We start from the raw sequence: 13,666 nt of genomic DNA on the forward strand, positions 1-13,666 counted from the left end.
GCCGCGCGAGGTCCGGGCGCGGAATCGTTACACGGAGCGCGGCGGCGGCGCGGCCTTCTCGGCTGTGCGGCGGACCGCCGGGATTGCCGCCTCGGCCGCCGCCGGTGCACCGCCCGGCTGAGGCGCGGCAGGCGCGAAGCTGAGCTCGACCGTGGTGCCGCCACCTGGCGTCTCACGCAACGCCACGCGGCCGTGATGCGTCGCCATGACCTGCGACACGATCGAGAGCCCGAGCCCCATGCCATCGCCATGGGCGCGGCCGCGCTCGAACGGCTGCAGCAGGCGCTCGGGCTGATCGGCCTGCAGGCCGGGCCCCGAATCGATCACGCTCAGGCGCGCCGACGCATCGACCTCGACGAGAATCGGACCGCCGGCGCCGGCATGCATGACGGCGTTCCTGATCAGGTTGGAGAGCGCGACCGCCAACGCGGGCTCCGAGCCGAGGATCGAGACCGGCGCATCGCATCCGGCGAAGCCGATCTCGAGGCCGGCCTTCAGCGCCATCGGCACATGCTCGGCCGTGACGCGCCGGGCCAGCGCCACCAGATCGATCTCGGTCAGCTCGACCGGCTCCATCGAAATGCGCGCCAGTTGCAGCAGCATGGTGACGATCGACGACAGCTTCTGGTTCTCGCCGACGAGACGTGCCCGCAAGCCAGCATCCGGGATTGCCTCGAGCATGGTCCGCGCATTGGTCAGCGGCGTCCGCAGCTCATGCGCCGCGTTGGACAGGAAGTTGCGCTGCGCCTCCGCGGCATGATCGATGCGCGACAGGGCGCGATTGAACGCGGTGACCAGCGGCAGCAATTCCGCCGGCGCGTCCCGCTCGGGCAGCCGTCGGCCGTCCGGCACGCCGTCGATCATCTCGGCCGCGCGCGCCACCGCACGAACCGGGCGCGCGATCAGCGTCGGCACGAACACCAGGGCCGCGAATACCGTCACGACCAGCACCAGGATGATTGGAAGCGCAACGACCGTCGCGTCGGTCAGCGTGCCCAGCATCAGCTGCGTCGACGTATAGGCGACGCCGCCGGTCTCGATCCAGACCTCACCGACCGGCGTATTCCGAACGGCCGTCATGCGTTTGAAATTCCGCGTCTCGCCATCGATCGCATAGGCCAGAAAGCTGGTGCCGTCCTGCGACGACGGAGGCTTGTGCGGACGCCATTTCGGAATCGGCCCGTAGCTGACCTCGCCGCTCTTGTCGGAGACGACGTACCAGAATGTCGGGAAATCCTGGATGATCTTGTCGAGACGCGACGTCTGCTTGATGAGCAGGTGGCCGCCGGCATCGCGGGATACGGCCTCCTTCAGCGCATCGGCGACGTCGGCGGCGCCCCATGTGCCGTCATCGTCGCCGCCGAACCGGATCAGCAGGGCGGCCGCGCAGATCAGCATGATGGTGGTGACCACCCCGATCAACGTCGCCGAGAGCAACGTGATCGAGCGGCGGATACGGCTGAGCTTCTGCCACCTCACCTGCGTCACTCGCCGCTGAGGAGATAGCCGAGGCCGCGCACCGGCCTGATGGCGGCCTTGCAATTGGCCTCGCGCAGCCGGCGGCGCAGCCGCGAGACGTGGGCCTCGATGGCATTCGACTGGATCTCGTCCTCAAAGCCGTAGGCCGCGGCTTCGAGCGTCTCGCGCAGGACCACCCGCCCGCTGCGGCGGACCAGCGCCTCAAGGATTGCCAGCTCGCGCCGCGGCACCACGATGGGCACGTCCTCGACGCAGACGGCGCGATTGACGATGTCGTAGCTCAGATTGGCGATGGAGACCGTCGCGCCGCGGTCGAGAAACAGCCGGCGCAGCACCGCCCTCGCCCGTGCCACCAGCTCGATCGGCTCGAACGGCTTGGCGACGTAGTCGTCGGCGCCTTCGTCGAGCGCACGCGCGATGTCGGCGGGGTCATCGAGCGCGGTCAGCACGACCGTCGCCGGGCTCGGCTTCTGCTGCCGCAGGTCCGGCAACAGCGCCAGCCCGTCGCCGTCCGGGAGGCCGCGGTCGATCACCACGAGCTCAAAATTGCGCACGGCGATCGCCGCACGCCCTTCGTCGAGTGTCGTGACGATGTCCGACGAGCCGAACGCCGTCGCGAGCGCATCCCGCAGCCAGACCCCCAGCTGGGGGTCATCCTCAACGACCAGAACGCGCACGCGATTCTCCCGCATCATCGACAATCGGCTGTTCCTATCATTACGGAGGGATTACAATAGGATTACGTCGGCGGTGTTCTGATACTTTTGTTTGATCGCGCAAGCGAAGTTGACTCGTTCTGCCAGCGCCGATCGCGCGCAGCTCATATACTCCACGCTGCTGGCGGGCACTGGCCCTATCGCGACATCTCCGATTGCAAGCTGAACCGCTTCTCGGCTGGCGCGATTGCGGTCGTATGACGTGTCCCGCCGCGATGATCCGTTTTTCCATCGGCCGGCAAGCCGGCGGCGTCAGCCTTTCGTAATCGTCTTGGCCGAGACTGGCACACTCAAACAAACGCCGAGGATTCGCTCGCATGGAGCCTGCCGCATGATCGACCGGACACACCGGACGGTCCGCCCCCAATTATCGGCCGCGGCCGCTCACCGAACGTCCCGTTCGACGCACCATTTTTGATGCACACCGGCATGTTCCACGAGTTTGCGTTCTCGACCGTCGCTGAACGGTCGGACAGCCATCCGGCGGCCTGGCGCATTCCATTCCTGCGCTGGCTGGACGGCATCGAGGCCGGCTGGGCGGTGCCGCTGCTGCTGACGTGCTTCGTGGCCGTGTGGACGGCCTATCTCTCGATCGCCTATGCCGGCGCCGGCCTGCATCCCGACGTTCTCGAGACCTGGACATTCGGACGGCAGTTCGCCTGGGGCTACGACAAGCATCCGCCGCTGATGGGCTGGATCGCCGGCGCCTGGACCGCCGTCTTCCCTCTCTCCGACTGGTCATTCCACCTGATGGCGATGACCAATGCGGCGCTGGCGCTGTGGTGCGTCGATCTCGTCTCGCGCCGTTTCGTCACTGGGGACAAGCGGGTGATCGTGCTGCTGCTGCTGATGCTGACGCCGGCCTATCAGTTTCACGCACAGCGCTTCAACGCCAACTCGGTGCAGCTCGCGACGTGGCCGCTCGCCACCTACTGCTTCCTGCGCGCGTTCGAAACGCGAACACTGCCCTGGGCGGCGGCCGCCGGCCTGACGGCCGCGCTCGCGCTGCTCGGCAAGTACTACTCGATCTTTCTGGTGATGAGCTTCGCATTCGCCGCCATGGCGCATCCGCAGCGACGCGCCTACTTCACGTCGGCATCGCCGTGGATCTCCGGCGTCGTGGGCCTCGCCGCGCTGTCGATGCATCTCGACTGGCTCGTCGCCAACGATGCGGCCCCCATTCAGTACGCGCTGCTGCACGCCAGGTCCAACCTGTCCACGTCGTTACGGGATTCCCTGTTCTTCCTGCTGGGGCTCGCGGCCGCGATGGCCGTGCCGGCCGCGACCTGGCTGATCGTCGCCGGCGCCAGGATCAGGTCTTTCTCCACGGAGATGGCCACGCTGAACGACGGCCTCCGGCTGTTGTCATATATCGCCATCGGCACGCTCGGCCTGCCCGTCATCAACGCGCTGGTCATGGGCACCGACCTGCCGTCGCTATGGGCGCTGCAGGGACTGTTCCTGTTCGTCGTGGTCGTCGTCTGCGCCACCAGCTATCCGATCGCGCGCTTTCATACCGTCAACATCGCGGTGCTGACGGCCGGGATCGCCGTCCTGGCTGCGATCGTTGCGGCGCCGCTCCACGCCTTCTATCGCAACAAGCACGGCTATGAGGAAGGTCGTACCTTCTACCAGCAGACCGCGCGGGAAGCGACGCGACAATGGCGGGAGTTGACGGGGAAGCCGCTCAAGCATGTCGGCGGCACCGAGAGCCTTGCGCTCGCAACCACCTTCTACAGTGCCGATCATCCCGCTTACGGTCTGCCCACCACAGCCCACCAGACCGGTGCGGACTCTGGCAGCGGAGGCTGGATTTCGCTGTGCTTCCGCGACCAGGCGGATTGCATCGCCGCCGCGGAAGCGGCGGCCGCCGGATCCGGCAACTACGTCAAGCGCGAGTTCGCGGTGCAGGCCCGGCTGCTCGGCTGGACGGGATGCACACGGACTGTGGTCGCATTCCTGGTGACACGGCCGAAGGAACCATAGGGTTGAGGCAACGCTGGACGCGGCAGCCTCGTCAGCGGATCCGAACATTCGGATCAAGGACAAGGTCCCGCGTCGGCGGGACCTTGTCCTTGGGCGGCGGTCTCAGTCGTTGTCCCAGGATCCGTCGGAATAGCCGTCCCGGTAGCCGGACACATAGCCGTCGCCATAGTTGCCGTATTCCGCGTCGTACTCATAGACGCGGTGACGACGATAGACGACCCGCGGCGGCGGATAATCCTCGTAGCTGTAGACATAGGTGGGCGCGGAACGGGCGGTTGCCGCAGACCCGATCAGGGCTCCGATCGCCAGACCTCCGACGACGCCGGCCGCCACCGCCGCTCCGCGGTTGCCACCGGCATTGGCCGGCGTCGCGATCGTGCCTGCCATGGTCGAGGCCACGATCATAAGCGCGCAAATTCGTTTCATTGGGTTCTCCTTGCGATCAGCTCAGCCGTCGCTGCGGGAGACTCGCGGCTGCGGCTTACGGTATCATTACAGACGCAAGACGATGCGACCAACATGTGAGCGCGAGTGTCACCACGAGGTCCATCATTGCAGGCCGTTCGGACGTGTGGGGCTGGGACACAAACCGAACGGCCCGCTCACTGGACTCCGACGACGTTCGAAGCCATGCGGCGCCAGATCATGATGGAAGGTGCCGCAGGTGGGACGGAGCTGACCTGATCAGGCCGGGCTTTCGGGTCTGCGGCGGCGCTCCAATGTCCTTCCGATCGAACACCACATCGAGAGACGGCGAGCCATGGCTCATCGTGACACGCTGTCGATGGCGAAACCGATGTGATGTCGGTCGTAAGGACGCATTGAAGCTAGCGTCACGGCCTTACCGCAGCATTACAGTGGACGCAGATGACGCGGGCATCTCACCCGTGGACGCCGGGAAGAATTCAACGCGATCGTGCTGATTGCCCTCCGTGCTGACACACTGCGCGCGATCGAGCAGCCGGTTTCGAATGGATCGAAGACAACGCTCTCGGCAGGCGCGCTCGATGCACTTCACAGACGAACCGCTCCGACAGCGCAACGGCGACGCAGTTGCCTGCGGGCGATTTCGAAGGCGCCAAGCGGCGGGGTTGCGGTGGTCATGGTAGCACCGGCTGGGGCGGTTGCAGCTGACAATCAGAAGCTCTCCGCCATGTCAGTACCGACGGCTTCCCTTATACTGCGCGACCCGGCATCATGCCGATCATGAACGACGCAGCACAGCGCGCCCGCCGCGGCATCGGCCATTCCACCAACCTCGTGGGGCGTCCTTCCGAGTGGCTGGCGAGCGCTGCCTTCAACGAGGCGGCGGTGCCGCTGCACATCTGGGGCGTCACCGAGATGAACCCCAGCCTGTTCACGATGCTCGATCAGGCCGAACATCTCGCCGAAGCCGGCGAAGCCTTCACCACCTACATGATGGCGATGTTCGGCCTCGATCCCGAGCAACGCGCCGCGACGTCCGGCGGCCAGCGGCGTTTCCGCTCGTCCTTCCTGCGGCTGATCCAGGGCTGGGGCTTCGACAGCAACGGCCCGGAAGGCGCCGTGCTCAAGGGCTGGGTCGAGAGCCGGTTCGGCCTCGGCCCATCGTTCCACAAGGAGGCTATCGAAGCCGTGGCAAGCCGGGCCTGGACGACCTATGTCGAGGAGAAGATGTCGAGCCGCTTCCACAACAATACGATCTGGGTGCAGCTCGATCTGCTGTTCGAATTCTGCCAATGGGCCATGCGCCGCTTCACCTTTCCCGACCAGACGCATCTGACGCTGCATCGCGGCGTCAATTCGTTCGACGAGCATTGGATCGTGGAGCGAACGACGCGGCGCGAGGCGGTGGTCCGGCTCAATAATCTCGTCTCGTTCTCCTCCGACCGCGACACCGCCGGCTGCTTCGGCGACATGATCCTCACCGCGCACGTCCCCGTCAGCAAGATCGTGTTCTTCAACGGCCTGCTGTCATCACATGCGCTGAAGGGCGAAGGCGAATACCTCGTGATCGGCGGCGACTACCGCGTGAGCGTCGACTATGTGTGAGCGGATCGCAGCATGACCGCACTCGATGTCGAGGAACGCGCGCTCGCGGCCTATCTCGGCTTTGCCATCGGCGACGCGCTCGGCGCCACCGTCGAGTTCATGACCCGAGACGAGATCGCCGCGCAATATGGCGTGCATCGCGACATCATCGGCGGCGGCTGGCTGAAGCTGAAGCCGGGCGAGGTCACCGACGACACCGAGATGTCGCTGGCGCTGGGACGCTCGCTGATCCGCAATGGCGGCTTCGACGCACGCGACGTCTGCGAGGAGTTCGCGGCATGGCTTCGGACCGGGCCGGCCGATGTCGGCAACACCTGCCGCCGCGGCATCCGCCGTTACGTCATGCGCGGCACGGTCGAAGGTGTCTACGCCGAAGGCGACGCCGGCAATGGCGCGGCGATGCGCGTACTGCCAGTGGCGCTCGCGACGCTCGAGGCACCGGACAACGCCGAGACGTGGACGCTGGCGCAGGCGCGCGCCACGCACCATCATCCGTTGTCGGACGACGCCTGCGTTGCGCTGGTGCGCATGACTCATGCCTTGCTGCAGGGTGAGGGCCAGGACGCCGTCCGCCGCGAAGCCGAAGCTCTGATCGGCAAGCACCGCGCCTTCAGCTTCGTCCCCTACCCCGGGCAGAGCTCGGCCTTCATCGTCGACACCATGCAGACCGTGCTGCACTACTATCTCGCCATCGACTCGTTCACAGAATGCCTGGTGCAGACCGTCAACCAGGGCGGCGACGCCGACACGACGGGCGCTCTCGCGGGCATGCTGGCCGGCGCCACCTATGGGCTGGCGGCGATTCCTGCGCGCTGGCGCGACAGGCTCGACCGCGACGTGGCTGCAGCCATTCACGCGCAGGTGCCGCGGCTGCTGGAAATCGCGCGCGTGCTTCGGGTCTGATGTCTGGGACCAATGGCATCCAGACTTCGCAGAGTGTGCCGGTCGTGGCGGATCGGCTCCGACCGATCGTCATCTCAGCCACAACTCTCAACCATTCTGCGCCAGCACCTCGCGCAGCGCGTCCGTCAGCCGCGCGAGCTCCGTCTCCGAGCCGATGGTGATACGCAGATAGTCCGCGATCCGCGGGGCGGTGAAATGGCGGACGAGCACGGCGCGCTGACGCAAGGCCGTGGCCAGCGCCTGGCCGGAATGATCAGGATGACGGACGAAGACGAAATTGGCGCTGGACGGCAGGACCTCGAAGCCGAGACGGGCCAGCGCGGCGGTGAGGTCGGCGCGGTTCTTCATGATGACCGAGCGCGCCTGCTGGAAATGGGCGTCGTCCTCGATCGAGGCGATCGCGCCGGCCTGGGCGGGCCGACCGAGCGGGTAGGAGTTGAAGCTGTCCTTGACCCGCGTCAGGCCTTCGATCAGGCCGGCGGCGCCGATCGCGTAGCCGACCCGCAGCCCGGCCAGCGCGCGCGATTTCGACATCGTCTGCACCACCAGCAGGTTGGGATGCTCGGAGATCAAAGGGATCGCAGTCTCGGCGCCGAAATCGACATAGGCCTCGTCGATGACGACGGCCACATCGCTATGGGCAGCAGCCAACCGTGCGATCTCGGCACGCGACAGCGCAATTCCGGTCGGCGCATTCGGATTGGCCACGATCACGGGGCCGGGGCGGTCGACATAATCGTCGATACGCACGCGCATCTCGGCATCGAGCGGAACGGTCGCGTAATCGATTCCGAGCAGCCGGCAGTAGACCGGATAGAAGCTGTAGGTCACGTCAGGGAACAGCAGCGGCGCAGGTTGCTTCAGGAGCGCCGCAAAGGTATGCGCGAGCACCTCGTCCGAGCCGTTGCCGACGAACACCTGCTCGGGTGAGACCTTGTGATAGGCCGCGAGCACCTCGCGCAGCCGCGTTGCCTGGGGATCTGGATAGAGCCGCAAGGTGTCGGCAGCGGCGGCCCGTATGGCCTCGATCGCCTTCGGCGACGGCCCGAACGGGCTCTCATTGGTGTTGAGCTTGACCAGGCCCGGGATCTGCGGCTGCTCGCCAGGCACATAGGGCGACAGCCCATGAACGAGCTCTGACCAGAAGCGACTCACGATTGTTCTCCTGCGCACCCGAGATCCGCCAATCGACGCATCGACCGGAAGCGATGGACGTGCGAATTGAACGTGCTGTGGTTCATCGGCGAATGGCGCGCCCGGAACGTTTCGAACGTCCGACCCTCAGATTCGTAGTTCAAAAACATTGCTTCGCCACGCTATCCGACTGTACGCCACAGCGCAACGATAGACGCAAAAGTCCTTAATTTCGAGCCTTTTATCGCACATCCTCCTACAAGGTCGGGGTCGAACCGTCGAACTCCCCGATTTGCCAAAACCGTTTGAAAAACCGTTTTAGTTTCGGAGCGCTCCGATGGCCGATGTCCACCTCCTGCTGACCGACAAAGAAATCGCTCGCCCGCCGCCCCCGAGGAAGGGCTGGTATCTGGCGCGCGACACCGAACTGAAGGGCTTCTTCGTCGTCGTCGGAAAGCGGAAACGAACCTTTACCGTCCAAGGCGACCTTCGCGAGGACGGCAAGCGAGCGACGTCGATCCGGGTCGCAATCGGCGACGTCAAAGAACTCTCGACAAGGACGGCCCGAGCGACTGCCAAGGAATATCTTGCTCAGATAAGCCGGGGTCAGCATCCCAAGGCCGGGTCGAAACCGAGTCGCGACGCGGCCAGCGGGGATAGCCCGACCGCGCATCAATCCGGCGGCATCACGCTCAGGCAAGCGTGGGAGCGATATCGCGACGCCCACATGATTAGGAAAGGCCGTAGCGAGCGCACAATCGAGAGCTATCGGGATCACGTGGAACGACTCTTCATCAAATGGCTCGATACGCCATTGGAAGATTTGGGCCGCCACCCTGTAAAGGTGGTCGAGAGACATGACGAAATCACCAAGGAGAACGGGCCATATATTGCGAATGGAAGCATGCGCACTCTCCGGGCCATCTATTCCCACGCCCGAAAAGCCAACAAGACCTTGCCGCCCGATAATCCCGTCGGGGCTATCGACTGGGATGGAGAGAAGCGACGCGACACCGGAATGGGGCCCGGTGATCTGAGGGCCTGGTTTTCCGAATTGCCGGCTTTGGACAATCCGATCCGCCGTGAATTCCATCTCTTCACGCTGCTTTCGGGATGTCGGCCCACCGCGTTGCAGGAAACCACTCCGGGCAATATCGATTTCAAGAGACGGATCCTGCACATTCCCAAGCCCAAGGGCTGCGCGAAGCGGGCCTTCGACATCCTCTATCTCGGGAAATGATCCGCTGCCTGATCCGAGTCATGCGTTTCGGACATCAGATGCATCCGTCGCATGCCCGCCAATGGATATTCCCGGCCGACAGCGTGTCGGGGCACATCGTCGAGCAGAAAGAAGATCGGGCCACGCTGTCGAAATGGGGTAACGATCTACGGCAGAGCTTTCGCACCATCGCCGCCGCAGCCGGCGTGTCGGAGTTCGATGCGAAGCTGCTGATGAACCACGCAATTCCCGGCGTGAACGCAGGCTACATCACTCGCCCCAAGCTGCTGGAGGATCACCTACGACGCCAACAACAAGCGATCAGCAGTACGGTATTTGCGGCATTGAATGCGAATAGCCCAAGTATCCGTCGGTGGCCAAAATCCACCAACTCGCAACTTCTCAACCCACATGCCCATGTTATCGCTGACGACATTCGCGGGCAACAAGGGCTGAAGTCAGCGATCGCGGAATAGCAAGAGCGCGCTCCGTGGGAGAGAGGTGCTTAGTGTCGGCTCCTAGACGCGCGAAACGCGTGTAGCGATCCGCTCTTCTGCATAGATGACGGCACAAGCTCCCCTGTGGCGGAGAGAGTATCAGTCAATCTCCATTGAAAGAGAACGCATTTTCGTTCTTCCCCGACCCAAACCCACCGATTGAGCTACGGCCGGAGAATAGGGTTTCGCCCCCGACAACGACCTGTTCCGCCAATAATCCATCATCGCCGAAAGTCCATCAAGCGAGTCGATCAATGGCCGGCCTGCAATACGCACCCTCCAATGCGTTGATGCCTGGGACAAAGTCCTCGGCAAATGAGGTCTCGAACATCAATATAGCTATACAAAACAACTTCATTGGTATAATTGATCGAACAGCTAGCACTTTTACGTGCAGTATTGATGCACAAAATATCAGTACTGGCATCTCGACGATGATCACCGCAGCACAGCTCCGCGCGGCCAGGGCGCTTCTTGACATCGACCAGCGCCAGCTTGCCGAACTGTCTGGCCTTTCGGTCCCCACGATCCAGCGTATGGAAGCGAGCGAAGGCGTCGTGCGCGGCAACGTCGATTCCTTGATGAAATTGATCGAGGCGCTGAACCAGAGCGGTATCGAACTGATCGGCGACGGAGCAGCCAGTCAGACCGGAGGCCGCGGAGTCAGGCTCAAGGAGCCCGCACTCTCCGACTCGCGCCACGTGAAGGGTATGGCGAAGAGGGCATAGGATCCAATTCAGATGAGTGTCGTTGCATTCCTCATGCTCTGCGCAGCGGCGATGTTGGGGGTTGCGCTGTTGGCGGTAGCCATCGCGCGCGCGTATGCGGCGACTCGCATCATCTACGGCACCATGCTGGCGCTGTGCAGCGCGGCGACGGTTTTTTCGCTTCTCGCGCTTGCCGGCCATGCCGGCGCCCCGACTGACCTCGTTCTGCCGCTCGGCCTGCCCTGGATCGGCGCACACTTCGCGATCGATGCGCTCGCGGCCTTTTTTCTCGTTGTCGTGAATATCGGCGGCGCCGTGGCAAGTCTCTACGCGCTCGGCTACGGCGCGCACGCGGAGGAGCCGCATCGCGTGCTGCCGTTCTTTCCGGCCTTCCTCGCCGGAATGAATCTGGTCCTGCTGGCGGCTGATGCCTTCAGCTATCTGTTATCCTGGGAGTTCATGTCACTGGCCTCCTGGGCGCTCGTAATCGCGCATCATCGCGATCCCGAGAACATGCGCGCCGGCTACGTGTATCTGATCATGGCGAGCCTCGGCACGCTCGCGCTCCTGCTCGCCCTCGGCCTGCTCGCCGGGCCGGGCGGCAGTTACGACTTCGAGACGATCAGACATGGCGTGCGAACGCCGCTGACGGCTGCGATGGTCCTCGTGCTGGTCCTGATCGGTGCAGGATCCAAGGCCGGGCTGGTGCCGCTGCATGCCTGGCTGCCGCTTGCGCATCCGGCGGCGCCAAGTCACGTTTCGGCTCTGATGAGCGGCGTGATGACGAAGGTCGCAATCTACGCCTTCATCCGCATCGTGTTCGACCTTGCCGGCGACCTGCCCTGGTGGTCGGGCGCGCTGCTGCTCGCGATCGGCAGCCTGAGCGCAGTCCTCGGCGTGTTGCAGGCCCTGATGCAGGACGACGCCAAGCGGCTGCTCGCCTATTCGACCATAGAAAATATCGGCATCGTCTTCATCGGGCTCGGCCTCGCGCTGTCGTTCCGAGCCGACGGCATGAATGCGGCGGCCGCGCTGGCCATAACGGCGGCCTTGTTGCACGTGCTCAACCATTCCCTCTTCAAGAGCCTGCTGTTCTTCGGCGCCGGCGCGGTGCTGACCGCAACCGGCGAGCGCGACATGGATCGTCTCGGCGGATTGATCCACCGCATGCCGGTGACGAGCTTCCTGTTCCTGGTCGGCTGCATGGCGATCTCGGCGCTGCCGCCACTGAACGGTTTCGTATCGGAATGGCTAACCTTCCAGGCCGTGCTTCAGAGTCCCGACCTGGCGCGATGGTTGCTGAAGGTCATGGTCCCGGCGGCAGGCGGCCTGCTCGCGCTCGCAGCAGCGCTGGCGGGCGCGACCTTCGTCAAGGCCTTCGGTATCACCTTCCTCGGCCGTCCACGCAGCACGGAAGCGGGACAAGCAGCGGAGGTGGACCGCTTCTCGCTCTCGGCCATGGCGACACTTGCCTTGCTCTGCCTGATCACCGGCATCGTTCCGGGCTTCATCATCGATGCCATCGCCCCGATCACGCACCAGCTTGCCGGCACGGCGCTGACGCCGCAGGGGAGCCGGCCCTGGCTCACGATCGTGCCGGAGGCCGAAACCGGCAGCTCCTATAACGGCTTGCTCGTCTTTCTCTTCATCACCACGTCCGCGCTGCTGGCGGTGTGGGCCATCCACCGCTTCGCCTCGCACGCGATCCGCCGCGGCCCGGCATGGGATTGCGGCTTTCCCGATCCCAGTCCGCTGACGCAATATTCCGGCTCGAGCTTTGCCCAGCCTATCCGCCGCGTGTTCCTAGCGCGGACTCCTGTCACGAGTGAAGAGGTCACCATGCCCGCGCCCGGCGACACACGTGCCGCCCGCTTCACGCTGACGATCGCCGATCCGGTGTGGGACTGGCTCTACGAGCCGTTTGCCGGCGCCGTCGAACGCGCCGCGCTCCAGCTCAACAAACTGCAATTCCTCACCATCCGCCGCTACCTCAGCCTTGTCTTCCTCTCCCTCGTGCTGCTCTTGCTGGTGCTGGCGATATGGAGCTGATCTCCGCCCTTCTCGTTCAGGTCTCGCAGATGATGCTGGTGCTGCTGGCGGCGCCGCTGCTGACCGGCTTCATCCGCAAGGTGAAGGCGCGCCTCCAGCGCCGCCGCGGCCCGCCGATCGTGCAGCCCTATCGCGATATCCTACGGCTCCTGAAGAAGGAGGTCGTGGTCGCGGACAATGCCTCGTGGATATTCCGCGTCGCGCCCTATCTGATCTTCGCGGCGACCTGGGTCGCCGCCGCGCTGGTGCCGACCTTCGCCAAGGGTTTGCTGTTCAGCTGGTCCGCGGACCTCATCGCCATCATCGCGCTGCTCGCCAGCGCGCGGTTTTTCCTCGCGCTCGCCGGCATGGATATCGGCACCGCCTTCGGCGGCATCGGGGCGAGCCGGGAAATGATGATCGCCTCGCTCGCCGAGCCGGCCATGCTGCTGGTCGTCTTCACCATGGCGCTGGTTGCGCACTCGACGCAGCTCTCGGCCGTGGCCGATCTGTTCGCCTCGGGCGTCGGCCTGCGTGTCTCGCTGGGCCTTGCGATGGTCGGGCTGATCATCGTCGCCATCGCCGAAAACGGCCGCGTTCCGGTCGACAACCCGGCGACCCATCTCGAACTCACCATGGTGCATGAAGCCATGGTGCTGGAATATTCAGGTCGCCACCTCGCCATGATCGAACTCGCGGCCGCGGTCAAGCTGCTGCTCTACATCTCGCTGATCGGCTGCATCTTCGTGCCGTGGACGCTGGCTGCGCCCAGCGCGAGCACCGCAAGCCATCTGACCGGATTCACCGGCTATCTCGCCAAGCTCACTGTGTTCGGCTTTCTGCTCGGCGTGTTCGAGACCGCCATTGCGAAGATGAGGGTGTTCCGCCTACCGGATTTCGTCGGCGCTGCCTTGATGCTCGGCCTGCTCGGCACGCTGCTGTTGTTCGTATCGAGGAGCCTCTAGC

10 protein-coding genes and 1 pseudogene are annotated in these 13,666 nt (G+C 64.5%); 7 read left to right on the forward strand and 4 right to left on the reverse strand.

The genetic code is table 11. The features are described 5' to 3' along the window. Window positions 1-27: 27 nt before the first annotated feature. Window positions 28-1,488 carry a HAMP domain-containing sensor histidine kinase gene (locus QX051_RS07065; protein ID WP_315775588.1) on the reverse strand — a complete coding sequence of 487 codons (1,461 nt, stop codon included), beginning with the start codon at window positions 1,486-1,488 and terminating at the stop codon, window positions 28-30. Beyond that, window positions 1,485-2,156, reverse strand: coding sequence for a response regulator transcription factor (locus QX051_RS07070; protein ID WP_315775589.1), 672 nt, complete (start codon window positions 2,154-2,156; stop codon window positions 1,485-1,487). Before QX051_RS07070 ends, QX051_RS07065 begins: the two co-directional genes overlap by 4 nt. 468 nt (window positions 2,157-2,624) lie before the next feature. Here QX051_RS07070 and QX051_RS07075 point away from each other — a divergent pair, with 468 nt between their 5' ends. Further along, window positions 2,625-4,181 carry a glycosyltransferase family 39 protein gene (locus QX051_RS07075; protein ID WP_315775590.1) on the forward strand — a complete coding sequence of 519 codons (1,557 nt, stop codon included), beginning with the start codon at window positions 2,625-2,627 and terminating at the stop codon, window positions 4,179-4,181. Window positions 4,182-4,283: 102 nt separating this feature from the next. Here QX051_RS07075 and QX051_RS07080 read toward each other — a convergent pair whose 3' ends face one another. Beyond that, complete coding sequence (locus QX051_RS07080; protein WP_315773662.1) at window positions 4,284-4,607, reverse strand: hypothetical protein; 324 nt, start codon at window positions 4,605-4,607, stop codon at window positions 4,284-4,286. A gap of 780 nt (window positions 4,608-5,387) precedes the next feature. Here QX051_RS07080 and QX051_RS07085 point away from each other — a divergent pair. Together QX051_RS07085 and draG are read left to right on the forward strand one after the other, a co-directional pair. Further along, window positions 5,388-6,212, forward strand: coding sequence for an NAD(+)--dinitrogen-reductase ADP-D-ribosyltransferase (locus QX051_RS07085; protein WP_315773660.1), 825 nt, complete (start codon window positions 5,388-5,390; stop codon window positions 6,210-6,212). A 12-nt stretch (window positions 6,213-6,224) separates the two neighbouring features. After that, window positions 6,225-7,115: an ADP-ribosyl-[dinitrogen reductase] hydrolase gene (draG, locus tag QX051_RS07090; RefSeq protein ID WP_315775591.1), complete on the forward strand. Its 891-nt coding sequence runs from the start codon at window positions 6,225-6,227 to the stop codon at window positions 7,113-7,115. A gap of 87 nt (window positions 7,116-7,202) precedes the next feature. Here the strand turns inward: draG and hisC are convergent, their stop codons facing one another. Then, entirely contained in the window at window positions 7,203-8,270 is a 1,068-nt protein-coding gene (gene hisC, locus QX051_RS07095; protein WP_315775592.1) for a histidinol-phosphate transaminase, read from the reverse strand. A gap of 316 nt (window positions 8,271-8,586) precedes the next feature. On the opposite strand from hisC, the pseudogene QX051_RS07100 reads away from it, so the two are divergent. The 4 genes and pseudogenes from QX051_RS07100 to QX051_RS07115 all read left to right on the forward strand — a co-directional run bounded on the left by QX051_RS07100 (window position 8,587) and on the right by QX051_RS07115 (window position 13,665). Continuing rightward, window positions 8,587-9,944 (forward strand): annotated as a pseudogene (locus QX051_RS07100) (tyrosine-type recombinase/integrase). Between the two features lie 275 nt (window positions 9,945-10,219). Further along, a complete protein-coding gene (locus QX051_RS07105) occupies window positions 10,220-10,693 on the forward strand; it encodes a helix-turn-helix transcriptional regulator (protein ID WP_315734914.1) in 474 nt (157 codons plus the stop codon). Between the two features lie 12 nt (window positions 10,694-10,705). Further along, on the forward strand, window positions 10,706-12,721 hold the full coding sequence (gene hyfB / locus QX051_RS07110; RefSeq protein WP_315775593.1) for a hydrogenase 4 subunit B: 2,016 nt from the start codon (window positions 10,706-10,708) through the stop codon (window positions 12,719-12,721). Beyond that, window positions 12,712-13,665, forward strand: a complete 954-nt coding sequence (locus QX051_RS07115) for a respiratory chain complex I subunit 1 family protein (protein ID WP_315773651.1) — start codon at window positions 12,712-12,714, stop codon at window positions 13,663-13,665. Before hyfB ends, QX051_RS07115 begins: the two co-directional genes overlap by 10 nt. Window position 13,666 lies beyond the last annotated feature (1 nt).

It is taken from the genome of Bradyrhizobium sp. SZCCHNR1053 (genome assembly GCF_032381235.1).
Classification (GTDB): Bacteria; Pseudomonadota; Alphaproteobacteria; order Rhizobiales; family Xanthobacteraceae; genus Bradyrhizobium.